General features: G+C 60.8%; 21 protein-coding genes. 17 read left to right on the top strand and 4 right to left on the bottom strand.

The features are described from left to right. The first annotated feature begins 7 nt into the window (after positions 1–7). The 6 genes from BMW66_RS05745 to BMW66_RS05720 all read left to right on the top strand — a co-directional run bounded on the left by BMW66_RS05745 (position 8) and on the right by BMW66_RS05720 (position 7,768). The gene (locus BMW66_RS05745) at positions 8–1,003 is read left to right on the top strand and encodes an ABC transporter permease (RefSeq protein ID WP_217639288.1); all 996 of its coding nucleotides are present in this window, start codon (positions 8–10) and stop codon (positions 1,001–1,003) included. 22 nt (positions 1,004–1,025) lie between these two features. Continuing rightward, complete coding sequence (locus BMW66_RS05740) at positions 1,026–2,087, top strand: substrate-binding domain-containing protein (protein ID WP_093116363.1); 1,062 nt, start codon at positions 1,026–1,028, stop codon at positions 2,085–2,087. Between the two features lie 72 nt (positions 2,088–2,159). After that, positions 2,160–4,721: an ATP-binding cassette domain-containing protein gene (locus BMW66_RS05735; RefSeq protein ID WP_093116361.1), complete on the top strand. Its 2,562-nt coding sequence runs from the start codon at positions 2,160–2,162 to the stop codon at positions 4,719–4,721. 36 nt (positions 4,722–4,757) lie between these two features. Continuing rightward, positions 4,758–5,690, top strand: coding sequence for a 3,5-dioxohexanoate:acetyl-CoA acetone transferase (gene kce / locus BMW66_RS05730; RefSeq protein WP_093116358.1), 933 nt, complete (start codon positions 4,758–4,760; stop codon positions 5,688–5,690). A 57-nt stretch (positions 5,691–5,747) separates the two neighbouring features. Further along, on the top strand, positions 5,748–6,203 hold the full coding sequence (locus BMW66_RS05725; protein WP_093116356.1) for an SRPBCC family protein: 456 nt from the start codon (positions 5,748–5,750) through the stop codon (positions 6,201–6,203). A gap of 38 nt (positions 6,204–6,241) precedes the next feature. Next, entirely contained in the window at positions 6,242–7,768 is a 1,527-nt protein-coding gene (locus BMW66_RS05720; RefSeq protein ID WP_093116354.1) for a UxaA family hydrolase, read from the top strand. An 887-nt stretch (positions 7,769–8,655) separates the two neighbouring features. Here BMW66_RS05720 and BMW66_RS05715 read toward each other — a convergent pair. From BMW66_RS05715 to BMW66_RS05705, 3 genes are read right to left on the bottom strand one after another with little or no spacing between them, the layout of a single operon-like run. Continuing rightward, positions 8,656–9,669, bottom strand: a complete 1,014-nt coding sequence (locus tag BMW66_RS05715) for a TAXI family TRAP transporter solute-binding subunit (protein ID WP_093116352.1) — start codon at positions 9,667–9,669, stop codon at positions 8,656–8,658. Between the two features lie 59 nt (positions 9,670–9,728). Further along, on the bottom strand, positions 9,729–11,648 hold the full coding sequence (locus BMW66_RS05710) for a TRAP transporter permease (protein ID WP_175483172.1): 1,920 nt from the start codon (positions 11,646–11,648) through the stop codon (positions 9,729–9,731). Then, positions 11,645–12,157, bottom strand: a complete 513-nt coding sequence (locus tag BMW66_RS05705; RefSeq protein ID WP_093116348.1) for a MarR family winged helix-turn-helix transcriptional regulator — start codon at positions 12,155–12,157, stop codon at positions 11,645–11,647. The genes BMW66_RS05710 and BMW66_RS05705 overlap by 4 nt, the downstream gene beginning before the upstream one ends. Positions 12,158–12,250: 93 nt before the next feature. Here BMW66_RS05705 and BMW66_RS05700 point away from each other — a divergent pair, with 93 nt between their 5' ends. The 7 genes from BMW66_RS05700 (at position 12,251) to BMW66_RS05670 (ending at position 21,107) form a co-directional block, all read left to right on the top strand. Then, entirely contained in the window at positions 12,251–13,888 is a 1,638-nt protein-coding gene (locus BMW66_RS05700) for an amidohydrolase (protein ID WP_175483171.1), read from the top strand. A 202-nt stretch (positions 13,889–14,090) separates the two neighbouring features. After that, positions 14,091–14,771 carry a GntR family transcriptional regulator gene (locus tag BMW66_RS05695; RefSeq protein ID WP_093116344.1) on the top strand — a complete coding sequence of 227 codons (681 nt, stop codon included), beginning with the start codon at positions 14,091–14,093 and terminating at the stop codon, positions 14,769–14,771. Further along, complete coding sequence (locus BMW66_RS05690) at positions 14,768–16,360, top strand: gamma-glutamyltransferase family protein (RefSeq protein WP_245729380.1); 1,593 nt, start codon at positions 14,768–14,770, stop codon at positions 16,358–16,360. The genes BMW66_RS05695 and BMW66_RS05690 overlap by 4 nt, the downstream gene beginning before the upstream one ends. 3 nt (positions 16,361–16,363) lie before the next feature. Further along, the gene (locus BMW66_RS05685; protein ID WP_139196126.1) at positions 16,364–16,876 is read left to right on the top strand and encodes a TRAP transporter small permease subunit; all 513 of its coding nucleotides are present in this window, start codon (positions 16,364–16,366) and stop codon (positions 16,874–16,876) included. Next, a complete protein-coding gene (locus BMW66_RS05680; RefSeq protein WP_093116342.1) occupies positions 16,873–18,429 on the top strand; it encodes a TRAP transporter large permease in 1,557 nt (518 codons plus the stop codon). The genes BMW66_RS05685 and BMW66_RS05680 overlap by 4 nt, the downstream gene beginning before the upstream one ends. 88 nt (positions 18,430–18,517) lie before the next feature. Next, positions 18,518–19,534 (top strand): TRAP transporter substrate-binding protein, encoded by a 1,017-nt coding sequence (locus BMW66_RS05675; protein WP_175483170.1) that lies wholly within the window; start codon positions 18,518–18,520, stop codon positions 19,532–19,534. Between the two features lie 124 nt (positions 19,535–19,658). Further along, positions 19,659–21,107: an amidase gene (locus BMW66_RS05670; protein WP_093116338.1), complete on the top strand. Its 1,449-nt coding sequence runs from the start codon at positions 19,659–19,661 to the stop codon at positions 21,105–21,107. A 62-nt stretch (positions 21,108–21,169) separates the two neighbouring features. Here the strand turns inward: BMW66_RS05670 and BMW66_RS05665 are convergent, their stop codons facing one another. After that, positions 21,170–22,177: a GntR family transcriptional regulator gene (locus BMW66_RS05665; RefSeq protein ID WP_093116335.1), complete on the bottom strand. Its 1,008-nt coding sequence runs from the start codon at positions 22,175–22,177 to the stop codon at positions 21,170–21,172. A 297-nt stretch (positions 22,178–22,474) separates the two neighbouring features. On the opposite strand from BMW66_RS05665, the gene BMW66_RS05660 reads away from it, so the two are divergent. The 4 genes from BMW66_RS05660 to BMW66_RS05645 are packed head-to-tail and all read left to right on the top strand — an operon-like array spanning position 22,475 to position 26,023. Further along, positions 22,475–23,545 carry an ABC transporter ATP-binding protein gene (locus BMW66_RS05660; protein WP_245729378.1) on the top strand — a complete coding sequence of 357 codons (1,071 nt, stop codon included), beginning with the start codon at positions 22,475–22,477 and terminating at the stop codon, positions 23,543–23,545. Next, the gene (locus tag BMW66_RS05655) at positions 23,545–24,456 is read left to right on the top strand and encodes an ABC transporter permease (RefSeq protein WP_093116330.1); all 912 of its coding nucleotides are present in this window, start codon (positions 23,545–23,547) and stop codon (positions 24,454–24,456) included. The genes BMW66_RS05660 and BMW66_RS05655 overlap by 1 nt, the downstream gene beginning before the upstream one ends. 2 nt (positions 24,457–24,458) lie before the next feature. Next, positions 24,459–25,298 carry an ABC transporter permease gene (locus tag BMW66_RS05650; RefSeq protein ID WP_093116327.1) on the top strand — a complete coding sequence of 280 codons (840 nt, stop codon included), beginning with the start codon at positions 24,459–24,461 and terminating at the stop codon, positions 25,296–25,298. After that, positions 25,295–26,023, top strand: coding sequence for an SDR family NAD(P)-dependent oxidoreductase (locus BMW66_RS05645; protein ID WP_093116325.1), 729 nt, complete (start codon positions 25,295–25,297; stop codon positions 26,021–26,023). Before BMW66_RS05650 ends, BMW66_RS05645 begins: the two co-directional genes overlap by 4 nt. Positions 26,024–26,028: the final 5 nt, after the last annotated feature.

Raw genomic sequence — 26,028 nt, 5'->3', positions numbered from 1 at the left:
GGCCGGCATGGCTGGGAATTCTAAGACGGCCCCGTTCTTCTCGTCCGCCGGCAGCGGCATTTTCCGCATGCCAGGCCCGCAGATTTTGACTGTGTTGTTATCTATTGTAGGTCTCGTCGTCGCATCGATTTTCTTCGCTCCGTCGAGCATCACGCTTGGGGCCGTCAGCGGCAGCATTCCGTTTGCAGCCGTGCTTGCAATCGTTGGGTTGGGCCAACTTCTCGTGGTGCAGCAAGGCGGGTTTGACCTTTCGGTGCCGGGTGGCGTATCGCTCGCCGTTGTAATCTGTGCGCATGTACCTGCCGGCGACAATGCGGTACTGCCCTACGCCGTTGGGCTGGCAATCTGCGCGGCGCTGGCAACCGGTATTCTGAACGGTGTGATGGTGGGCGTGTTCCGTGTGAACGCGGTGATCGCCACAATTGGTGTCAACGCGCTGCTATACGGTGGGGTCTTTGCGGTCTCGGGCGGTGTGCCGATCCTGACGACGCCGCTGTTGCAGAAGATTGTGATCGGCACGACCTTCGGCATCCCGCATTCGGTGTACTTTGCCCTTGCCGCGCTGATCGTGGTGGCCTTCGTGGTCAAGAAGACGGTGATGGGCCGCCGCTTTGAGGTCATTGGAGCGAACAAGACAGCCGCTGCCGCTGTCGGGCTCAGGGTGCGGCTGCACGAGTCAATGGCTTATGTATATGCACAGCTGCTTTACTGCCTCGCCGGTATACTTCTCGCGGGCATCCTGCGCGAGCCGACCGCCTTTCAGGGCGAAGCTCTGCTTTTGCCCTCCATCGCTGTGGTTGTGCTCGGCGGCACGCTCTCAGGCGGTCGCGGCTATCCATTGGCCACGTTCATTGCCGCGATTTTTCTGAACCAGCTCAGCCAGTTCGCCCTGGCGGTTGGGGTGCCTTACTCTGGCCAATCTATCATCCAAGCGCTCGCGTTGGGCCTGGGGATCTCCGTTCACTCAATGCAGCGGAGGTTTGGACAACGCAAACTTACCTAGTAACTTCAGGGAGGAGAAAAAAATGGTAAACTCGAAGCTCAAACTCGCAGGGGCGGTGGCAAGTGCCGCGCTGACGATCGGTGGGGCCGCAATGGGCGAAGAAACGCCAAGCTGGTGTGGCCCGGACGAGGCGACGTTGGCACTGATGGACGGCTTCGGCGGCAATAGCTGGCGCCAGGTGACAAACGCGGCGGCAGCGATTGAAGCGGCCAAGTGTCCATCGATCACCAACTACGAATATTCGGACGCGCAAGGGAACACCCAGAAGGCGATTTCCGATATCAAGGCTTTCACCGCCAAGGGCACCGATGCGCTGATCGTCTTTGCCGACAGCGGCCCCGCCGTTCTGCCTGCCATGACAAGTGCCTACCGTGCTGGTCGCGTGGTCATCCCCTTCCGCGTTGAGGTTGCGGGCGAAGAAGGCGTGAACTTCTCTAAGTATCTTAACACGGATTTCTATGGTGAAGGGGTGACCTTCGCCAATTGGATCAAGGAAATTCTGCCCGATGGCGGAAACGTCCTTTTTCTCTCCGGCCCGGCGGGGACAAGTCAAGGCGTGCAGGCCTATGAGGGGATGAAGTCGGTTCTGGGCGACGAATATGTCTTCCTCAACTCGCTGCCCTTCGCCGTGACCAACTGGGACCCGGCACTGACTCAGCAGGTATTGACGGCAGAGATCGCCAAGCATGACGAGATCGACGTGATCGTGTCCGACTTTGGTCCTTCGCTCGTTGGCGCGCTGCCAGAGTTCGAGAAGTACGGTCGTTCGATCCCGGCCATTGCGGCTGCGGACGGCAACTCCATCGGCTGCTTCTGGCATGAAAAGCATGAATCCAACCCGGATTTCGAGCTCTTCACCGTCAGCACGGGTAATGATGACGTACGGTTGGCGGTGCAGTGGGCCGCAGCGCTTGCTACAGGGGGCACGCCTCCCGAGCAGGAAATGAACCCCGTTCCGCCGTTTGAGAACTCGATCACTGGTGAGCCCAATCCGGTTCAGTGCCGCGATGACCTGCCAGGCTCGATCTTTCTGTCATCCTCCGTTCCGGCGGATGTGCAGGCCAAAGCCGTCGGCGGCAAGTAATCAAACCAAGCGTGATTCCGGCCTGCCCGGGGTCACGCCCCAAAATTCGAAGACAGCGACAAGGGACGCGGCATGTCAGCGACACCAGTTTCAAGATCTGAGGCTCCGGCAGAGGTCACCATTCGCCTGTCCAATATCTCGAAGTATTATGCCGGTGTGACCGCGCTCGAAAACGTCACGGTTGAGTTCTACGCAAACGAGGTCCATGCGGTTCTGGGCGAGAATGGGGCGGGCAAGTCCACTCTGATGAAGATCATTGCTGGCACGATCCAGCCCGATACGGGTCAGATCGAGTTCGGCGATCGGATTGTGTCGCCCCTCTCGCCCGATAGCGCCGTCGCGCTTGGCATCGCGATCTCGTTTCAGCACCCAGCGATTCTGGGCGATCTGACAGTACTTGAGAACTTCCAACTCGCTTTGCCGCCCTCGATCTTCGAGGGAAAATCGGCTACCGATCTGACACGCGAAGCGCTAGCCGAAGTAGGCTTGGACATTCCTCTGAACGTTCGTGCCGATCAACTCAACATCGCGCAAAAGCATCTTTTGGAGATCGCCAAGGCATTGGCAATCAGACCGAAACTCCTGATTCTGGACGAGCCGACCTCAGCGCTCGGCAAAGACGCGACCGACATGCTCTTTGACCGCATTCGGCAGGTCGCGTCAAAGGGTACGGCGGTTCTCTATATCACGCACCGCATGGCTGAGGTGCGCCAGATCGCGCAGCGTATCACCATTCTGCGCGACGGCCAGTTTCAGGGCGTGATGCCTGTCGACGAGATCAGTGATGCCGACGTGCTGAACATGATCGTCGGGCGCACGCTGACCGATGCCTTTCCGCCCAAGGCGAAGGGCGACGTGGCAGAGATCGACTTTGCGGTCGAGGGCCTATCAGGCGACAAGTTCACAGATGTCAGCTTCGCTGTGCCGCACGGCAAGATCATTGGCGTGGCGGGGGTCGAGGGGAACGGCCAGTCTGAACTCATGCGCGCAATCGCCGGGTTACAGCCGTCGGAAGGGCGCCTTGAACTCAAAGGTCAGGCACTGTCCTATCAAGACCTGCAGAAACAAACTGCCTTCATGCCGTCTGACCGCCTCACTGAAGGGATCGCGAGCAGCCTGACGGTGCGAGAGAACGCGAGTTTCGGGGCGCTGGACAAGTTCGCGCAAAGAGGCATTGTTCGGCACCGCAAGGAAATGGGCGCGGTGGGTGAGGTATTTCGATCTCTGTCGGTCAAGGCGGGGAATAGCGAGGCCTCGATTCTGTCGCTCTCAGGCGGGAACCAACAAAAGGTCGTTATGGCCCGCGCGCTCTTGTCCGAGCCGGGGCTCGTTGTCGCCGATGAACCGACTCAAGGCGTCGATGTTGGCGCGCGGTTCGAAATCTACTCGATCCTTCGGGAACTGTCTCAGCAGGGCATTCCAATCGTCGTGAACTCCTCGGACTCGGCCGAGCTTGAGGGGCTGTGCGACGAAGTGATCGTCCTCTCGCGCGGTCGGATCGTTGCGCATCTGACCGGCGATGAAGTGCGCGAAGAAAAGATCGTTTCGGCGGCAGTAAACGCGCATGGAACGGAAGTGGGCCACAAGGCCAAGGCAGCGAAAGGAGTCCTGCAAGCCGGCAAGTGGCGACAGTTCCTGCAATCAGACCTTGCACCGGTGGTGCCGCTCAGCCTCGTTGTCGTTTTGATCAGCCTTTATGTCTTTGGCCAGAACGCCAGTTTCTTTTCGGCCTACAACGTATCCAACCTGTTGCTTTTGGCAACACCTCTTGGCTTCATCGCCCTTGGGCAAACGGTGGCCTTGCTCACGGGCGGTATTGACCTGTCTGTTGGACCGCTTTCCGGGTTCCTCGTCGTTGTCGCCTCGTTCTTCATCAATGACGGAGACTCTGCTGCGCTCATGCTGCTGGGGTTCTTCCTGATCTTCGGCAGTGGCTTCCTCGTTGGGGCCATAAACGGGGTGCTGATCCGCTTTGGTGACTTCACCCCCATCTCGGCCACGCTTACGCTGTTCATCGGCATCCAGGGCTTCAGCTTCCTTTTGCGCGAAGGCGTGGGCGGGTTTATTAGTTATCCGGTAATCGATGCGATCAACACGGCCATTGGCCCCATCCCGGTTGCCTTCATCGTTATGGTCCTGCTGGCGATCGTTGGCGAATACATGCTGCGTAAAACCCGCATGGGCTGGCAGCTCAAGGCTGTGGGTTCGAATGAAGAAGCCGCGCGGCGCATCGGGGTCCGCGTCGACCGAGTGTTCATCGCCGGCTATATTCTAACCTCGCTACTCACAGCTCTTGGGGCAGTGATGTTGATGGCCCAAATCGGCGTCGGCGACCCGCGTCAGGGCACAAGCTATACCCTGACCAGCATCGCGGCGGTGGTGCTTGGCGGCACCAGCCTGCGAGGCGGGCGGGGCAGCTTTGTCGGTACGATCCTTGGGGCGATCCTGCTGACCGTAGTGCTGAGCGCCGTGGCCTTCCTTGGCTTGTCGCAAGCGCACCAGTATTTTTTCCAAGGCGCGCTCATGTTGGTGGCCGCACTGATTTTTTCCGCAGCTTCGCAGTCAAAAGGTGCCTCTGGCCTAGGCCGGAGCTGGCTCGGACGAAGAAAGGCGCTGAAATTGTCAAGCGCCTGATGAAAAGTGTCTAACAAGAAGAAAGGAGCTTCGGCCATGGCTGCAAGCAAGAAAGTTATCATCACCTGCGCGCCCACCGGTGCGATCCACACTCCGTCCATGTCGCCGCATCTGCCGATCACACCCCAGGAGATCCTTGACGACGCACTGGCGGCGGCTGAGGCGGGCGCCTCGGTCCTGCACATGCATGCTCGCGATGAGGTGACTGGGAAACCTGACCAGTCTATCGAGGGCTTCGCCAAGTTCCTGCCGCAGCTTAAGCAGGCAACCAATGCGGTTATCAACCTGACCACCGGTGGCAGTCCATTCATGACTGTGGAAGAGCGCGTTCAGCCCACCGCGCATTTCAAGCCCGAGGTTGCCTCGCTCAACATGGGCTCGATCAACTTTGGCCTCTTTCCGCTTCTGGAGAAGTTCAAGGAGTTCAAATTCGACTGGGAGCGTGAGCATCTCGAGAACTCGAAAGACCTCGTCTTCCGCAACAGCTTTGCCGATATTGAATACGTCCTTACGACCTGCGCGGCCAACGGAACACGGTTCGAGTTTGAATGTTACGACATCGCGCATCTCTATAACCTCAAGCACTTTGCCGACAGGGGCATCGTCAAGCCACCCTTCTTCATCCAGTCGGTGTTCGGCATCTTGGGTGGTATTGGCACCCATCCCGAAGACGTGGCGCATATGAAACGCACGGCGGACCGGCTTTTTGGCGATGATTATCGCTGGTCGGTTCTGGGCGCGGGTGCTGCACAATTCCGCATCGGTGCGATGGCCGTGTCCATGGGCGGCAACCTGCGTGTGGGGCTGGAGGATTCGCTTTGGGCCGGGAGTGGGCGTCTGGCTACATCCAGCGCTGAACAGGTGCAATTCGCGCGCAAGATCATCGAAGGGCAGGGTCTTGAGGTTGCCACCCCTGACGATGCCCGCGAGATACTCGACACCAAAGGCGGCGATAAGGTCGACATCTGACCCGGCGCGTCCAACTGGGGGATCAAAGATCCCCTGCCACCCACAAAAGGAAGATTCATGCAGCTTGAAGATGAACTCAGTATCGAAGCGCCCCCAGGGGTTGTGCGTACTATGCTTCTTGACCCAGATGTACTCAGGCGCTGCATTCCTGGCTGTGAGGAGCTGGAGCGCACGTCGGACACGGACTACACGGCGAAAGTGGTGCTGAAAGTCGGGCCGGTCAAAGCCCGGTTCTCCGGTGACGTGTCGGTGATACAAGACGAGGTCACCGGCCAGATCCACTTGACCGGCAAGGGCTCTGGCGGTGTGGCGGGCTTTGCCAAAGGCAGTGCTGATGTTCTTTTGCACCGCGATGCGGCTGACAGCACGCGGCTGACCTATGTGGCGCAGGTCGATGTGGGTGGGCGCCTCGCGCAGTTGGGCAACCGCCTGCTTAACTCCACTGCTAGAAATCTGACCATAGCCTTCTTTGATGCGTTCATCCAAGAGATCGCGGATAGCGTTTCTGCCTGAATTGTCACCCCAGATCGACCTGAAAAGGGACCCAAGCTATGCCCGATTGTCGTGCCTTGAAACTCCATAACTCTGACAATGTCGCCATCGCGATGGGGGACATTGCGCCAGGTGCACCGGTCTCGGATATACAGTTGACCAGTCTTGACTCGGTTCCGCGCGGCCACAAGATCGCGGTGAGCAATATCAAGGCTGGGGCGCAGATCATCAAATACGGCCAGATCATCGGTCTCGCCAGCGCCGATATCCCGGCAGGGACGCATATCCACGTCCACAACGCGACCATGACGCAGCATGGCAAGCGCGAGGTTCACGGAACGCAGGCAGAGCCAACGCAGATGGTTCCCGAGGCGGAACGCGCAATGTTTCAAGGATTTCGTCGTCCAGACGGCAAGGTTGGCACGCGCAACTACGTGGGCATCGTCACCTCAGTGAACTGCTCGGCGTCCGCTGCTCGCTTGATCGCGCGCGAGGCTGAGAAGCGCGGACTGCTTGAGGCCTATCCCAATGTCGACGGCATCGTTCCCATCGTGCACGGTGCGGGCTGCTGCATCGGCACCGATGACGAGGCGTTTTACAAGCTGCAGCGAACCGTCTGGGGCTTTGCGACCCACGCCAATTTCGCCTCTGTCTTGATGCTGGGGCTGGGGTGCGAGAGCAATCAGATCCCCCTGATGCTGGAGGTGTATGGCAACCCGCCCCCGGAAAAGTTCAGATATCATACGCTTCAGGATGTGGGCGGCACGCGCGCCACCGTCGAGATCGGCCTGACATGGCTTGAAGAGGCGCTGGCCTACGCAAACGAGGCTACGCGCGAGCCGGTGCTGGTGTCCGAGTTGACGGTAGCTCTTCAATGCGGCGGCTCGGATGGCTATTCCGGAATTACGGCAAACCCCGCCTTAGGTCATGCGGTGGACCTGCTTGTCCAGAACGGCGGCACAGCGGCGCTGGCCGAGACGCCCGAGATCTACGGCGCCGAACACCTCTTGACCGACCGCGCTGCCAGCCAAGAGGTGGGCGACAAGCTCATGAAAATGCTGGATTGGTGGGAGGACTACGCCTCCAAAAATGGCTCAGAGATGAATAACAACCCCACACCAGGCAACAAGGCTGGGGGCCTGACCACGATCCTTGAGAAATCGCTGGGTGCCGTGGCCAAAGCGGGCACGACAAATCTCAACGGTGTCTATGGCTATGGCGAGCAGATCAAGGTCAAAGGCCTCGTGTTCGTGGATAGCCCTGGCTACGACCCTGTGTCGATTACAGGGGAGGTCGCCTCGGGTTGCAATCTCATCGTATTCACCACCGGTCGCGGATCTTGCTATGGCAATAAGCCCGCGCCGTCGATCAAGATCGCCACCAACACGCCGATGTATGAACGCATGCGCGAGGATATGGACATCAATTGCGGCACCATCGCGGACGGCGAAGAGACGGTGCAGGAGGCCGGCAAGCGCATCTTTACTGAGATGATCGCCGTGGCGTCGGGAAAACTCACGCTGTCGGAGGAGATGGGCGTTGGCGATGCCGAGTTTGCGCCTTGGCAGACATATGCTCAGATGTAGGCTGTGGCCATGGTTCGAATAAAGAGTGCGCTGAGTGCCGACGCAGGTGTGGCACTGATCGCAGACGGTGCCTCGGGGTTCTGTCAACGGATCCCAGCTTGAGGTCAGCCGATCTGCCGCCTACCCAGCCGGCATGGCAAAATGTGACCCTTTCGTAAGACCGCATGTCTTTTTCCAGCGGGGCGCGCATGACGGATCAGCCTGTATTCTGATCGTATGACTGCGACTGCCGTTGATCTGCGGTGGAGGAAGGCATGACAAAAGAACAATCAACGATCTATGTCGGTATTGATATTTCGAAGGACAGGCTGGCAGTTGCGCTTGCCGGTGGTGGAGTGCGTGACGACGTTCCCAGCCGTCCACATAGACACAGTTGCTAGCCCATGCCGCAGCCGCATCAATGATCAGAATGTCCCGCATAGTTGGTGGCTCCTTTTTCAGCCGTGCGATTTGCTCAACCGTGCGATTTGGTGGGAAGCAATCACATCATCATCGTCCCCGCACAGCCACTCAAAATCGGGGTTCCTCAGGGTTAAAAACGTCACACAAGACGACACTTTCGGTGTGTGACGATTACTAAAAATGCCAATAAAACAGGGGCGTGATGTGATACATTGAGAATCGAGTCTTCTCGACCGCACCATCATCTTGCCTTTGGTAACTTTCTCGTTTGAAGATTTTTGACTGACCGCGATTCTGTTCCGGCGACAGAAACTTTCGGGGATTTTCCCGTTCCCGCTTTGGACAAAACCGACAGAACCGGCATGACTTTGTTCATGCCGGGGGCCGTGTCCCGGTTTGCGGTGAAAGAGGCCGCGCGCGGAGTGCCCCGGCACAGCGCAGCGTGCGGCCGCCGGACGCGCGGCGACCGCCAGTGTCGCGTCCGTTCAGCTGTCCGGCTGGAAGCTGACGGGCTCCGGGATATCCCAGCCAGCCTCGCGGTAGTAGCGCTCGGCCCCGGGGTGCAGACGACCCGGAATCAGTTGAAGGCCGGTCTCGGGCGTAATGGTGTTGCTCATCCATTGCGCTGTCTCATGAATCTCGTCGAGATTCTCCCAGATCGCTTTCGTGACTTGATATACCGCCTCCTCGGGCACATGCATGCCTGCCGAGAAGTTCACAAGAGCCCCATGCGTGCGGATCGGTGTTTCGTTGAGCTGGTTCTCTCCGTAGACGTCCGGGCCGATTTCGTTGGTCGTGGAACTGACATGATTGATCGTTCGCTTGTCCACGTCGATGTCGAGCAGGCGAATTTCCTTGGTCAGGGCAAACTGCTGAATCGACGGCGACGGCACGTTCGTCGGGAGCACGATGACGTCAATCTTGTCATCCTGAAACGCCTGGACCGCTGCATCGAATCCGAATTCCTGAACGTTCATGTCCTCGGGTGTCAGCCCCGTCACATCCTCGATCATCCGTAGAACAACCCCCTTCGCCGCGCCGCCCGGCGGGCCGGCAAAGACGCGCTTGCCTTCGAGATCCGCCAACGTTTCGATTCCGGAGTCCGCGCGCGTGACATAGTGATACGGGCCGATCTGATAGGAGAAGATCATGCCGACGTTCTTTTCAAGCTCGGCCCCGTTGTCGAAGCTCTTGAAGGGACCGATCTGATTGGCGAGCAACCAGTTGATCGTGGCCGAGCCAAAGAGGAAATCGACTTTGCCCGCGGCGGCGTCGATGAAATGCCGCGTTGCCGCACCCGTTGCGCGAACCTGCAGGTCCACGTCATCGCTATGCGAGTTGACCACCTTGGCAATCGCGGTGTTCACCACGAACGGTGACATTCCGGGAGCCGTGGAGGTGACTCTGTAAAGCTCAGCCACCGCCGGCCCGGCCATAAGCCCGGCCGCAAGCAGCCCGACTGTGGTACGTTTGAGAGTTTGAATGAAGGTCGGTGTCATATCTTCCCTTTCGGTGTTTCGATCATCTTTGATCGCGGCATCATCTGTTTTACCTATTGTTATTGGGGTCTCGCTTTCCACAACTCCAGGCGCGGAAAGAAAAACCCGAGAATGGCCGCGCCGATCACGGCTGTGGCCCAAATCGGTGCGAGAGGAATCATCGCGCCAGCACCGAGACTCAAACGCACTGCCCGCTGCGCCAGCCCCAGCTTGCCCACACGCGGGTCCGCGCCTCCGAAGGCGCTGGCCAACATCCAGATCGCCACCAGCAGCCGGAGGATGGTGGAGCCCAGTTCTGCCCAGCTGAAGGGTCCGGCCACCAGCAGCAATGACGGCGAGTAGACAAAGACATACGGCACGAGCAGCCCCACGATGGACAACCTGAGTGCGATGAAAGCGGTGGTGAGCGGGTGCCCCCCCGCGATCGGAGCCGCGATGTAGCAGCCATATGCGATGGGCGGCACAATCGAGGAATAGACCGCGAAGTAGAGCACGAACATATGCGCCGCCAGCGGCGGCACACCGGCCTTGATGATCGCGGGGGCAATCATGATGGCGATGATCAGATAGGCGGGAAGCGTGGGAAGCCCCATGCCGAGTATCAACGCGCCGAACATGGCGAGGATCAACGCCAAGAGCAGAAAGTCGTCGCCGACGGCTGCAATCGAAGTGGCGAAGCGGATGGCAACGCCGGTTTCATTCACCACGGCCAGAACGATGCCGATGACGCCGACCGCCAGCATGATCTGTGCGGCCTGAATGCCACCATCGGCCAATGCCTGCAGGACGCGAACCGGCTCTCGCCGGAAATCGGGGTTCAGCACGAAACCCGTTACCAGTGCAGTCAGAACACCCACGAGGCCAGCCACGGCAGGTGATTTGCCCACAACGAATGTGGCCATCAGAGCGGCAATAGGCAGGGCCACCAGCAACGAGTTGAGCCAGTCCCGTCGCGTGAGGACCGGAACCTGATCTTCGGGAAGCGGCTCGATATCCATTCGGATCGCCGACGCGTAAACCTGTGCGAAAAGGCCAATATACTTGAAAAGCGCCGGAAGCGCCGCCCCGACAATGACCATTGCGAAGGGCATGCCGACAAGGTCGGCCATCACGAAGACGGCTGCCGCCATGATCGGCGGCGTAAGTTGTCCGCCAGAGGAGGCGGATGTCTCAACCGCACCGGCGAAATTGGCGGAAAACCCCTGCCGTTTGATCATCGGGATGGTGAAGACGCCGGTGCCGGCGATGTTGGCGGCGACCGAACCGCTCATCATTCCGAAGACGCCGCTCGCCACAATGGCCGCATGCGCCGCCCCCCCGCGGATGCGCGCGGTCAGCGCTGTGGAAATGTGGATCAGGCTTTCGCCGGCGCCTGTCCTCTCCAGCACGGCGCCGAAAATCAGAAAGACAAGCACGGTGTCGGCGACAAGTCCGGTCGTCCGCCCGAATACGCCATCGAAGGAATACCAGGCGATCTGCATGAAATCGCCGAGATACATGCCCCAATGCTCAAGTAGTCCGGGCAGCCACGGGCCCACAAAACCGAATCCGACGAAGGTAAGGGCCATGATCACCAGAGACCACCCCCAGGCCCTGACCGTCAGAAGAAGCAGCACGGCCATGCCCATGATGCCGGCGGTAATATTCTGAGGATTGGCCATGAAGAAACCCGAATAGAGTTCCTGCTTGACCCGGAAAAACCAGATCGCCGCCCAGCCGAAGGCGACAACAAGAGCCGCATCGACAGTCCAGCCGACCCAGGGAATACGGGTGAATAACCGGGTGCTTTGTGTCAGTGGCTTGGTCAGAACGACGATCAGGGCGCTGAGCGCCATGATTCCAAAGCGCGCATTGGCCTCGTCGAGAACAAAGAACGCGATCACGACAAGGATTGAGAGCGAGAACAGCGCGGCGATCACCCGGCCCGCCACCTGCACTGGGTGGCGGGCAGTGATCGGCGCGGGGGGCGCGGCGCTCATTTCAGAACTCCCGACATGAATGCTCGATCTTCGTTGTCGGTGCTGATTTTTTTCAGGATTCTCATGAACTCCGCACATTCTTCGGGCGTGAGTGTCTCGACAGTGACCTCATTGCGCTCCTGAGTGTAGACCAGTGCCCGGTCGTGCAGGTCGCGGCCCGCCTGTGTGGTGCGTATCTGGATCTGGCGCGCGTCCGTTTCAGAGGGAAGGATCTCGATCAGGTCGCGCTTGCCAAGCGCCTTGACTGTTCGGCTGAGCTGACCCTTGTCCATCACGAGGTAGCGATAAAGTTGGTTGAAGGGCACGCATTGCATCGCCTGCGTCACGCCCAAAACCCGCCACTCTGTCAGCGTGAGCCCGAACTGTTCGCGAAAAAGCGCGTTGCCGGCCTTTTCGTTGATCGCAGCCAAGCGCGCGATTCGGAACGACAGCGCATCCATCAACGTGGTGATCGGTGGGTGGACGCGTGGCTTCGTTCCGGGTCGCTTTTTTGTCTCGGTTGTATGCATCAGCTTTACCTCTGGGCATCAAACTACGGAGCTATTGTTGACATCGTCAACGTTATTCATTGATTATGTCAACAAAAATCTATGGAGATACTTATGCTGAAGGCAGACAAGATCTGGACAGACGGGCATTTTTTAACGCTTTGGCCCGAAGCGCCAGAGGTCACGGCGATGGCCGAAAAAGACGGCCGGATTATCGCTGTGGGCCCGGATTCCGAGATTGAGACGCTGAAAGGGCCCGGCACGAAACACATTCGGATGCACGGGCGATTCGCCATGCCGGGGCTCATTGAATCGCATACCCATGCGCTCTGGGGGGCCTGCCGGGAGCTTTTCGAAGTGTATGTCGGCTACACCGCAACGCTGGATACGCTCCTGCACGCCGCTGGCGCGCGGACGGCGGATGTCGAGTCCGGTCGTTGGATTACCGGCGGTCCCTGGCGCTCGGAGATGCGAGAGGGGATGGGCCGTCGCCCGCGCGACCTGCTCGACCGGATCGCGCCGGCACATCCGGTCGCCCTTGCCGATGTGACGCAACACTCCTTGTGGTGCAATTCACGCGCTCTGGATCTGGCTGGCATTTCCACTTCGGACCGATTTGGCGGGGGGGTCGAGCGTGGTGACGATGGGCACCCAACAGGCATTCTTCACGAAGCCGCCTGCGCCCCGGTCAGACAGATGACCACGCGCACACCTGAAGAACTGTCACGCGCTGTCAGCCATTTCACGCGCTATTTCGCGAGCCTGGGCTACACCGGGTTCAAGGAGCCGATGGCCACAGAGGCGGATCTGGCGGCCTATGCGTCGGCGGATGCAGCCGGGAAGCTTCCCATACACATGGCGGCGCATATCGCCTGCTTCGCGCCACTGGGGCCCGAGCCGCTGGGTCTGGATGAACTGACACAGTTGAAGCGGCAGTACGCCACTGAGAATCTTCGTACGGGCTTCGCCAAGCTCTTCCTTGACGGCGTCGCACCATCCTTCACGGCATCGTTCTTGGCACCTTATGTCGGGCCTGACTACGATGCGGCCGGTCATGACCCGAATGCGACCCTCCTGATCGAACCGGAAGCATTGAATTGCTGGGTCACCCAACTGGATGCAGCCGGTTTTGTTTTGAAAATGCACGCTGTCGGCGACAATGCGGTGCGCAAGGGACTGGATGCCGTGGAAGCGGCCCGGCTGGCGAATGGCCCGTCCGGTCCGCGCCATGAGCTTTCTCACAGCGCCTTTATTGATGAGGAGGATTTACCCCGTTTCGCGCAACTGAACGCGGTGGCGGAAGTCTCACCGAAGCTTTGGATGCCCAACGCCGCAACCCCTGCGCAACTGGCCGTGCTGGGGCAGGAGCGTATGGAAAGATGCCATCCGATCCGCGACTTGCTGCGCGCCGGAGCCGAGGTGATATTCGGCACTGACTGGCCCGCGGCGGCCCCCGATGCCAACCCATGGACAGGGCTCGCCGGTATGATCACCCGCCGCGACAGCACGGGCCGATTCCCTGGGACTGTCGGACCGGATCAGGCCATCACGCTCGAAGACGCATTGCCTCTCTTCACCGTAAACGCCGCGCGTGCGCTGGGAATGGAGGGAGAGACCGGGCAACTCAGACCGGGAGCCTGGGCGGATTTCATCGTGCCCGGCATGGATATCCGAAAGGGTGCGCCAGACCAGATCGCCGCGTGCACGGTTCAGGAAACCGTCTGGAAGGGGCAAACCATTCATACAACCTGAAACCAACCGAACGCGGATTTGCCGTGGGCGGACGGCTTTCAGACCGATCCCAGATCATGAGGGGTGACATTCGCAGGTGTCGAGAGGGGCGCATCGGGAGGATGCGCCTTTCCTTCAAAGTGGACTAAATCGAAATTTGGTATACAATTTTGATTTACAGGACACAAAATCGCCCCTAGCCTGATGTGAAAGAGGTAGTCACATGGCACATTCACTTCGACAAAAACTGGCTGATCTCGTTCTGACAGGGGAGCTGCGCCCCGGCGACCGCCTTGACGAGCAGTCCCTGGCGACCCGGTTCGGCGTGTCCCGAACCCCCATCAGGGAAGCGATCCGGCAACTTGCGGCGTCGGGCCTGATCGAAACGCGGCCACGGCGATCTGCCGTCGTACGCAGCTTCAATCGCGAAGAACTGGGCGAGGCTTTCGAGGCGATGGGAGAAATCGAGGCGCTGTGCGCCGGTCGGGCGGCGCTCCGCATGAACGAGGCAGAGCGATTGCGACTCCGCTCGGTGATCGCCGCCTCCGAAGACACCTGCGCACGCGGTGACCGGACTGCCGCGCTGGAGTTGGACTTCGAGTTTCACGGGCTGCTCCACGATGGCGCACGAAACTGGATGTTGAAGGCGATCGCCGAAGAGACTCGCATGAAGATCACACCCTACAGTGCCGCCCTCTTCACAATGGAGGACTACGAGGCCGATCTGCTTCAGCCTCACCAGCAGCACGCGGCCATCGCTCAGTCGGTTCTCGATTGCGACGCGGTAGCTGCCGGCAAGCTGATGCGCGAGCATATCGCGCAAACGCTGATCGCGTTGGAAACCTTCTTCGAGACGGCAAGCGAGAACAACATCACATCGACGAAAAAAGGGAGCGGCGGATGAGCCATGATTATCAGGGACCGGGACGCGCGCCGATGCTTGCGAGCAATGCGATGTGCGCCACCTCTCATCCCTTCGCGGCCCTCACGGCAATTGATATCATCAAGCAGGGCGGCAACGCGGTAGATGCTGCTGTCGCCGGTGCGGTTGTACTGGGGTTTTGCGAGCCGGCCATGACCGGGCTTGGCGGAGATGTGTTCGCGCTCATCCATGACAGCAAGACCGGAAAGAACATCGGCCTGAACGGTTCGGGCCGCGCTCCGGCGGCGCTGAATGCCGACTTTCTTCGCAATCAGGGGTGTGAGTCGGTTGCCCTGAATTCGGTGCATTCGGTGACTGTTCCGGGCGCGGTGAATGCCTTCGAGCATCTGGTGTCCGGGTATGGGCGGCTCGATCTTGCGACCGTTCTCGCCCCTGCGATTGCTCATGCAGAGCGTGGAGTTCCCGTCCATCGCCGCAGCGCAATCGACTGGGAGACGTTTGGCGAGCGGCTTCAAGCCTCTGGTCGCACTCATTTCCTTAAGGATGGCCGTCCCTACCGGGAAGGCGAGATCTTCGCCGCGCCCGCTCAGGCGGAGGCACTGCGTCTTGTCGCTCGCGGCGGGGCCGATGCTTTCTACACGGGTCCAATCATGGAAGACATCCTGGCGACGCTCCGTGCTGCGGGGGGCCTTCACAGCGCCGAGGATTTCGCCACGACCGCCGCAACAGAGGTGACGCCCATCCGGCGGGGCTATCGTGGGCACGACCTGGTGGAGCTGCCGCCCAACGGTCAGGGCGCAACCGCCCTCATGATCGCGGGGATTCTCGAACGCTTCGAAATCGACCGTCTCGACCCGAATGGGGCCGAGCGCGTTCATCTGGAGGCCGAGGCAACGAGGCTGGCCTATAGCGCACGAAACCGCTACCTCGGCGATCCTGACCATAACGAACTGCAACTCGACGAACTGCTGTCCGAAGACACGATCGACCGGCTCGCGGCGAGCATCGATCCCCGTCGGGCCGGGACGGATATGGAGCCGCGCCTGGAGGCGCTGCACCGGGACACCGTCTACATCACCGTCGTTGACGACGCCGGCTTGTGTGTATCGCTGATCTACTCGACCTTCTGGCCTTTCGGGTCGGGCCTCGCCTCGGAGCGGTACGGGATCAGCCTGCAAAATCGCGGTGCCGGTTTCTCGCTTCAGCCCGGCCATGTCAACGAACTCATCGGCGGACGGCGCCCACTGCACACGCTCATTCCCGGCCTGCTGGAGCGCAAGGGCGATTACGCGATGCCGTTCGGGGTTATGGGCGGACCCTTTCAGGCCACTGGCCATGCGCATCTGGTTTCCAACCTCGTCGACTATGGAATGGATATCCAGCAGGCCATTGAATCGCCCCGCAGCTTTCTCAACATCGCAACGGGTGTCCTCGAAATCGAACGCGGATTTTCGGACGCGACAGCCGCCCAGCTTTCCGAGATGGGCCACAAGGTGTCGCGCGCTGCGATCGGAATGGGGGGCGCGCAGGCGATCCGGCGCGACGCGAAGACCGGGCTGCTCACCGGCGGTTCCGATTCGCGGAAAGACGGCGTGGCCTTGGGGGTGTGATCGATGGCAATGCTCAGATTTATCCGCAGGCGAAAATTCGGCCCGGTGGCATGGCTTGACGCACTTGCGGCAACAGCTGTGATTGGTTTGCTCGCTTCCCAGATCGTGATTGTCGCGCTGCGCTATGTGTTTTCATTGGGCTGGCCGTGGGCGACCGACCTGCTGACCTACCTGTTCTTCTTCATCGTATCGCTGCCGCTTGTTCGTGTGCTGCTGCATAATGAAAGCGTGCGCGTCAACGTTTTGAGCCAATCGTTCCCGCGCCCGGTCATGGAAGTGATCGAGCGGGTGGCGCTGATAGGTCTTCTGTGCCCGGCGATGACCTGGGCCGCGTGGAATACCATCCCGATGGTAAAAACATCATGGCGTGTGCTGGAGGGGTCTCCGACATTGGGGGGGCTGCCGGGCTTCTTCATCATCAAGACGCTGGCCGCGCTGGTCTTCGCCGCGCTCGCAATCGTGTCCCTTGTCATGGGGCTGCGCCGCCATCCCTACCGCAAAGGCGAAAAGCAATGAGTGCCCTGATTCTGGGCCTGCTGGGCATCCTTCTGCTGATGGGTATCCTTTCTGGTGCCCCGGTTTCCTTCGTGCTGATCGGTGTGCCGACGGTTGTCGCATTTCTCGCCGCTGCGCTGGGGCATTTCGACCTCGGGTTTCTCGCGGCCTTCCCCTCGCGCGCCGTCGCGATCCTGACCAATTCGATCTTTCTGTCGGTTCCGCTCTTCGTTCTCATGGGCGGTATCCTTGAGCGTTCGAACATCGCCCGGCGCATGATGCTCACGGCTGGCGCCCTTTTCGGCGAGCGTGAAGGCGGCATGGCCTATGCGGTGATCATTGTCGGCACCCTTCTGGCCGCGTCGACCGGCGTGATCGGCGCGACGATATTCATGCTCGGGATGATCGCCATGCCGGCGATGCTTTCAGCCGGATACTCGAAGTCGCTCGCCTCCGGGGTGATCTGTGCGTCGGGGTCCCTTGGTCAGATCATTCCGCCATCCATTTTGTTGATTCTTTTGACTGACCAGATTTCCTCGGCCTATCAGGCCGGGCGCCGCGCGGCAGGGGACTGGGCCGCGGAGCCGGTTTCCGTGGGCGATCTCTTTGCGGGCGCGCTGCTGCCGGGCCTGCTTCTGGTCGTGCTCTATATCGCGTATATTTTCGTGACCTCACTTCGACGGCCCGAAAGCTGTCCTCCGGTGATCGACCGCGATGAATTTGGACAGCGTCGCAAGCTCGAATTCCGCGAGATCGCCTACTCTCTGCTGATGCCGCTCCTGCTGATCCTGATCGTGCTGGGTTCGATTCTCGGCGGCGTTGCAACCGCAACCGAAAGCGCTGCATTCGGCGCGGCCGGTGCTCTGGTCATGTCCGCCCTCGACCGCAAGGATCTGCCGCTGTGGCGTGTGGTACTGATGGGATCGGTGTTGCCCGCCGCGCTGGTGCTCATCCTTGTCAAACTGACCGGCGGAACTCAGGCCGGCATGGTCAGCACCGTAATCGGGTTCACCGCGCTCGTCCTTCTCTGCCTCGGCACGCTTGTGGCCATCGCGCAGGAAATCCGTGACGGTCCACTCTGGGAGGTTGCAACCGAAACTGCCGGGCTGGTCTCGATGCTGACGCTCATCGTACTTGGCGCCACGATGCTGTCGCTGGTGTTCCGGGGCCTTCAGGGCGAGGCGATGGTTGAAGACTTCCTCCACGGGCTGCCCGGTGGAAACCTGCAGGCGGTGCTGGTGACGATGGCGATCATCTTCCTGCTCGGGTTCATAATCGAGTATGTGGAGATCATTTTTATCGTCGTTCCCATCGCGGGGCCCCCGTTGATGGCCGCCGGGGTGGACCCGGTCTGGTTCGCCATCCTGATCAGCCTGAACCTTCAAATGAGTTTCCTGACTCCGCCATTCGGCTACGCGCTGTTCTACTTCCGGCGTGTCGCCCCTGTGGAAGTCAGGACAAGCGACATCTACAGGGGGATCCTTCCCTTCATCCTCTTGCAGATGCTCGCGCTTGCAATCGTCGTTCTTGTCCCTGGACTGGCGACGTGGTTGCCCGACGCGATCTATCACTGACGCAACACCAACCGGGAGAAGAAACATGAAAAGAAGATCACTCATCGCTGCGGCTATTGCCGCTCCGGCCGCGCTTGCCGCACCGCGCGTGGCGCGTGCCCAGGCGCAGCACAACTGGAAACTCGTGACGTCGGTACCGCGCGGCCTGCCCGGGCCCGGGGTTTCTGCCCTGCGCTGGGCGGAGCGGATCACACAGATGTCAGGAGGCGAGATTCGCGTGCAGGTCTTCGGCGCCGGCGAACTGGTGGCGCCCTTCGGCACGCAGGAGGCTGTCGAAAGCGGCACCGCAGAAGCCTATCACGGTTCCGGCTCCTGGTTCTCGGGGCGCGACATCGCGCACTCATTCTTTACCGCAGCCCCCTTCGGTCTCACGTTCGACGAGATGCACGCCTGGATGTACTACGGTGGCGGGCAGGAGTTGCTGAATGAATTCACCAACGACCGAAACCTGCAGATCTTCATCGGTGGCGGGTCGGGGGTTCAGACCGCTGGCTGGTTCAAGAACGAGGTGAAATCGCTCGATGATCTGAAGGGCGTGAACTTCCGTGCCGCCGGCCTCTATGGTGAGGTGCTGCGCAAGGTCGGCGTGAACCCTGTCTCGATCCCGCCGGGAGAGATCTTCGCCGCGCTTCAATCCGGCACTCTGGACGGCGCAGAGTGGGTCGGCCCCGCGAACGACCTCGCCTTCGGTTTCGAGAACGTCGCCGGGTACATGTATGCGCCGTCGCCGGTCGAGATCTACGGCGGTATCGAATTCGGCATCAACCTGGATGCATGGCAAGCCCTGACAGACGCACAGCGCACCATGGTGGAGGCCGTGTCCGAAGCCGAGGCGAACCGGTCCTCGGCGGATACGTTCCATGCCAACCTTCAGGCCTACGAAAAGCTCAACGCGGCGCCGGATCTGGTTATCGACACCTTCCCGGACGATGTCTGGCAGGCTCTGAAGGATGCGTCGCGAGAGGTTATCGACGAAGTCAAAGACACGAGCGACTTCCACCGGCGTTTTGTCGAGGCGTACTACGCATACGCCCGGAAATCGACGGAGTACAAGCGGTACTACGACACTCCGTTCCTCGTCGAACGCGAAAGCTTCTTCTCCTGATCGCCATGACCGACCCGCCGTTCCGGCGGGTCGGTGCATACGCAAGATAACGCGAGGAATCACGGTACCCGGAACCGGGCCGAGAATACTCCCGGATCTCAGGTGGAAACCGAAAGGACGAACAATGAACGATCGCGGCGAAACACTCTACACCGGCCCCGAACTTTGTGCCCTCGGCGCGGTCGAGGTCGTCGATCTGCTCAGGCGGGGCGACGTGTCGCCCATGGACCTTGTCGAGGCGGCACAGACCCGGCATGAACAGACAGACTCCGCGATCAATGCGATGCCGACAACCTGCTTCGATCATGCCAGACAGGCGGCCGACGTCCTCGCGAACAGGGAGCCGGATCAGCCCGGTGGGCTCGCTGGGCTCCCCCTGGGCATCAAGGACCTTACAGCGGTCGCCGGGGTGCGCAGCACTTGGGGCACACCGGCGCTCGCCGAGTATGTCCCGGAGACATCCGATCCGCTCGTCACCCGTATTGAAGAGCGCGGCGGCATTATTCTGGGAAAGACAAACACGCCGGAATTTGGCGCGGGCGCCAACACCTTCAATGCAGTGTTCGGAACCACGCGCAACCCTTGGGATACCCGCTACAATCCCGGTGGCTCCTCCGGTGGTGCCGCGGCACAGCTCATCACGGGGCAGGCATGGTTGAGTCACGGGTCCGATCACGGTGGTAGCTTGCGCACACCTGCCGCCTATTGCGGTGTTGTCGGGCTTCGCCCAAGCCCCGGTCTGGTCGCCGGCGGGCCAGCACAGGCGGGATACATCACTGAGGGCGCTCAGGGTCCGATGGGTCGTTCGGTTCGCGACTGTGCACTTTTCCTCGATGCGATGACCGGCTACGACCCACGCTATCCAATATCCTATCCGCCCATCCAGACCACCTATCAGGCCGCCGCGGAGCGTGACCTCGCCACCGGGCTGCGGATCGCATACGCGCCTGATCTTGGCGGTGAATGTGCCGTCGATCCCGACATGCGCCACCACCTGGACCAGGCGATGGAAACCTTCGCAAGGCATGGGGCGACGGTGGAGGAGGTTCAGCCCGACTTCACCGACATGAAACGGAGCTACTATGTTCAGCGCGGAATTCTCTGGGCCACGTTGATGCGCGACATAGATCCGGAAATCCGCAAGGGATTCAAGGCGACGCTGGAGGACAACGTGCAATTCGGCCTGGGCTTGTCCATGGACGATATTATCGACTCCCATCTCATTCGCTCGCGCCTGTACGACGAGATGCAGGGAGTGTTCGCGGATTTCGATGTATTGGCCTGCCCGGTTGTCGGCTGCATGCCGCACGCCGTTGAGGAGGAGTGGGTCGATACGGTCGATGGCAAGACCATGGAGACCTATATGGACTGGCTCGATTGCGCCTTCCTCGCCACCACCGTCGGACTTCCCGCGATCTCTGTTCCAGTCGGCTTCGGACCCGGTGGTTTGCCCGTGGGGGTGCAACTTGTCGGACAGCCCCGTGGCGAAGAGGCGCTTCTCTCCGCTGCCGGCTTTGTCGAAAAGGCGGCTGGTGGGCCCATCGGCGTCATAGATCCAAACTTGCGGCACTAGCAACCGTGTCGATGGAGCAGGAATGCGGCTGCATCGCGCCCGGCGCGCTGGCCTGAGGGCGCCTAGCCGTCCCCGGCGGGGACGAGGTAAGGGGCGAGATCGTCGGGCGGGTTGATGACCGACACGATCTTGAGCTGCGCAATGGTCCGGTTCAGGGCGTTTTCCAGATGGGTCGAGAGCATGCTCGCCGCCGCCGTGGGGGTGCCCGCCTGAAGCAGATCGATGACCATGCACAACTCCAGCAGGGATTGTCTGTCCGGCGGCAGGCCGATGGAAAAGAGCACGCGCTGCAACGCCCAGAGCGCGCCGCGGTTGGCGCTCACGTAGTGGATAAGATCCTGATTGGGCGTGGACAGGATGGCGAGTTCGAAAAACCTGTGATCGAGATCGAACCATGTCTCCGGCGCGACGGGGCGATCCTCGGGCAGGGCGCGGATGTCATTGGCCAGCGCCACAAGCGCGGCCGTGTCAGGCTCGGACGAATAGAGCGCCGCGACCTCAAGCACCATGCGCAATTCGAACTTGTCCTTGATGCGTTGCGCGGTCAGCGGCTCTACCACCCAACGGGAACTGGCGCTTTTCTGCACCAGCCCGCGTTCCTGAAGCCGCGAGAGAACATCGCGCACCACGGTGCGGCTCACATCGAATTCCTGCGCGACGAGCGCCTCGACCACCCGGTAGCGGCCAAAGATCAGACATCGTGAGAGCGCGTTTTCGACCGCATCCTGAATACGCAACCAGTTCGGCTTGCCCACCGTGTCGTCCAGTGTTTCAAGATCGAGATCGAGGGTGCGCAGGTCGAGCCGGCGCGGTGTCTCGTCCGATCCGGTAACAAGGTAGCCGCGTCCCGAGAATTTCCGGATCAGACCTTCCTGCGCGAGAATCGACAGAGCGCGCTTAACGGTGGCGCGCGACATCGACAGCCGTTCAGACAACGCGCTTTCCTGAAGCACAACGCCGGCACCGAGCTTGCCGTCGGCGATATTCGCACGCAGCAGATCGGCGGCCGCCTCGAAGAGAGTGGCGGGCTGCGGATCGGATACGACGGCGGCAGTCGCCTTTCGGGTCATGGTCTGGATCTCCTAGGTCCGTGTGGGAATCGGATCGGATACCACCATAGGGTGTTTTTGCCCGCTGTAGTGATTCGATTGTTGTATGCAAAGAGCAAATAAAATCATGGCCAGAATCCCAATTCCTCTCTGTATGAGCGCCTCACGGCGAAAAATAGCAGGAAGATGCACTGATTTTCCACTGAAAAATCACCAAAGACCAAAAATATTGCGCTTTGCATACAGACATCATTTTCTTCTTGCCTGACTCGAAAAACGATGTTTGTGTGCGCAAAACGTTCAAGCTGGGAGAGAAACGTGCTGAAGCTTAATGGCGTGACACGGCGATACGGTGACATTGTCGCTCTGGACGGCCTCGACCTGATTGTTCCCGATGACACCTACCTGTCACTTCTCGGCGCATCCGGGTCGGGCAAGACCACGTTGCTGCGCCTCATTGCGGGCTATGAAGAGCCGAACGAGGGCGAGGTGTTGCTGAACGGCGAGCGTCTGGACGGCAAGCCGCCGCATCGCCGCGACATCGGCTTCGTGTTCCAGAACTTCGCGCTTTTTCCCCACCTTTCGGTTTCGGACAACGTCGCCTTTGGCCTGCGGTACCGCGAGTCCGGGGCGATCGAAAGCAAGGCCCAGATCAGGGAGCGCACCGAAGACGCGCTGAATCTTGTCGGGCTGGACGGCTTCGGTCATCGCGGTGTGGGGGAGATTTCCGGCGGACAGCGACAGCGCGTGGCCCTGGCCCGGACACTGGTGACAGAGCCGCGCATCGTGTTGCTCGACGAGCCGCTTGGGGCGCTGGACGCCAACCTGAGGGCCCGCATGTGCGATGAGCTTCGCGCGATTCGAGAGCGTCTGAAGGTCAGCTTCCTGCATGTCACCGGCTCCGAGACAGAGGCGCTGACCATGGGCGACACTGTGGCGGTTCTGGCCGACGGCAAGATCGCGCAGGTCGACGATTCCAGCACGCTCTTCTCACAGCCGAAAAACCCGGCCGCGGCGCGTCACCTGAACGCATGGAACCTTCTGCCGGGTGTGGTGGAGGGCGGCGCCCTGCGAACTTCGGTGGGATTGCTGCCGATCGTGGAGCAGGTGGCCGACAATACGCCCGTGCAACTGGCGGTGCGCTTCGACGAGATCGGCGTTTGCGATCCGGCGCAAGTGCCCGAGGCGCATGACCATTTCGAAGCGACCTATGTGACGGGCGAATTCAACGGCCCCACGGCGCTGTCGTTTTTCCGAACCCCGGACGGTGAGCTGATCCAGGTGGTGGACCACCTGAGCGACTCGCGCCTGCCGGATCTCAAAGAGGGCCAGGCCTACGCCCTGCACTTTCCGCCCGACGCGGCGGTGCTGTTCAAGGGAGCCGCGTGATGACCACGGTAATCGAAGACTTTCCCGACGAGCCCGCCGTAAGCCCGGCCGCCACGCGTGAAGCCAAGGATCGCCGCCGTGCGTTCCTGCTGTTGACGCCCGGTGTGTTGTGGATGGTCCTCTTCATGCTGATGCCGCTGGTGATGGTGATCTACGTTTCCTTCTGGACCCAGAGCACCTTTGCCGTTGAACCGACCCTGACCACGGCGAGCTGGGAGCGGTTCCTCAGTTCCCCGACCTACCTGACCGCGATCGGCACGACGCTGAAAACCTGGATTATCGTGCTTCTGGCCACGATCGTCGTGGGCTACCCGGTCGCGCTTTTCATCGGGCTTTTCGTCAAGAACCGCACGCTTCAGACCGCCCTTCTGGTGGCCTGCGTGATTCCGTTCTGGACCTCGTTCCTCATTCGTGTGATCGCATGGCGGCCCATGCTCGGCACCGAAGGGGCGATCAACATAATCCTGCTGAAGCTCGGCATCGTTTCAGAGCCTCTGAGTTTCCTGCTCTTCTCTGAATTCTCGGTCTATGTCGGCATGACGCAGATCTACTGCGTGTTCATGGTCGGGCCGATCACATTCATGATCGCGCGGATCGACGACTCGATCATCGAGGCGGCCCGGGATCTTGGCGCGTCGTTCGGAACCATTTTCCGCCGTATCGTGCTGCCGCTGTCGCTGCCGGGGGTCATCGTCGGGACCATCTTCGTCTCGGTCATGGTGCTGGGGGAGTTTGCCACCGCCGCTTCGCTTTCGGGGCGCAAGGTGAACCTTCTGGGGAACATCATCGTCAGTCAGGTCGGATCGCTCAAATGGGCCTTCGCCGCGGTGGCCGGCGTGGTGCTGACCGTCATCATTACCGCTGTCATCACGCTCGCCCTGCGGGTCGTCGATATCCGGAAGGAGATGTAATCATGCAAGTCGGATTGCTCCGTCCCGCGCTCGCGCTTTATGCCGCCTTGTTTCTTCTGTTCCTCTACGGGCCAATGATCGTTCTGGCGATCCTCAGCTTCCAGAGCCAGGGCGGCGGCCCGCAGTTCCCGATCCAAGAATGGTCGGTCTACTGGTACAAACACCTTCTGGGGCTGGCCGAAACCTCGCGCGTTTCGCAGCTTCCGGTGGGCGACAGCCTGATCCGCTCGCTGGTGCTGGCCTTCCTGACCACGGTGGTGTCGGTCACGCTCGGCACCATGAGCGCCGAAGCCTTCCGCACCCGGTTCAAGGGGTCCGGGCCGGTCTTCTATCTCATCATCCTGGGCATGATGGTTCCGGGTGTTCTAGTCGGGCTCGGTGTCGCGCTTCTGTCGAACTTCCTCGACATCGGGCGCGCATGGTGGAGCACGTCCTTCGTGCTGCACGTGGTTTATACGTTTCCATTCGCTTTTCTGGTGATGCTGGCGATCTTCAATCGTTTTGACAGATCGGTGGAGGAGGCGTCGCTGTCGCTTGGCGTGAGCCCGGCGCAGACCTTCCGGCGCGTGACCTTCCCGCTCATCTTTCCCGGTGTGCTGTCGGCCATGCTGTTCAGCTTCACGCTGAGCTATGACGAATTTTCCCGCACGCTGTTTACCGCAGGGGCCGATCTGACGCTGCCGCTGGCGATCTACGGAACCTTCTCGGTCGAGATCTATCCCAACGTGTTCGCCTTCGGGGTGCTGACCACGCTGTTCAGCTTCACGCTGCTGGTGATCTACGGGCTGCTGATGAAGCGGTTCACGCGGAACAAGCGCTTTGCCGGGCAGGAGGACGCATGATCGCACTTGTCACAGGCGCGGGGTCCGGCATCGGCGCGGCCATTGCCGATCGGCTGGGGCGCGAGGGGCACAGGGTTGCGGTCAATGATCTGCACCTTGAGACCGCCGAGGCCGTCGCCGCGCGTATCCGCGATGCAGGGGGCGAGGCGCGCGCCTATGCCGCCGACGTGAGCGACGAGGCGGTGGTCGGCGCGATGATGGATCGGCTGCGCGCCGAGATGGGCGCGCCCGAGATTCTCGTCAACAACGCGGGCTTCGGCCATCAGGCGCCGTTTCTGGAGATCGAGCCGGCCGACTTCGACCGTATTTTCGCGGTGCATGTGCGCGGCACCTATCTGATGACCCGTGCCTGCCTGCCCGCGATGCTGGAAGCCGGCCGGGGGATCGTCGTCAACATCGCCTCTCAGCTTGGACAGATCGGCGGGGTGGAACTGGTCCACTACGCCGGCGCCAAGGCGGCGATCATCGGCATGACCAAATCGCTGGCCCGCGAAGTGTCCGGGCGGGGCGTTCGCGTCAACGCCGTGGCACCGGGGCCGGTCAATACACCGCTGGTGGAGGCGCTTTCGGACGACTGGAAGGCGGCCAAGAAGGCGGAGCTTCCGCTTGGCCGCTTTGGCGAGCCGGCAGAGATCGGCGGCGTGGTGGCGTTCCTGTGCTCTGACGACGCGGCGCTGTTCGTGGGCCAGACGCTCGGACCGAATTCCGGGGATGTGATGCTGTGAGGGAC

This window comes from Salinihabitans flavidus (assembly GCF_900110425.1).
Lineage (GTDB): Bacteria > Pseudomonadota > Alphaproteobacteria > Rhodobacterales > Rhodobacteraceae > Salinihabitans > Salinihabitans flavidus.
Note: the sequence above shows the minus strand (reverse complement) of the source record. Positions and strands in the feature narration are given on the sequence as shown.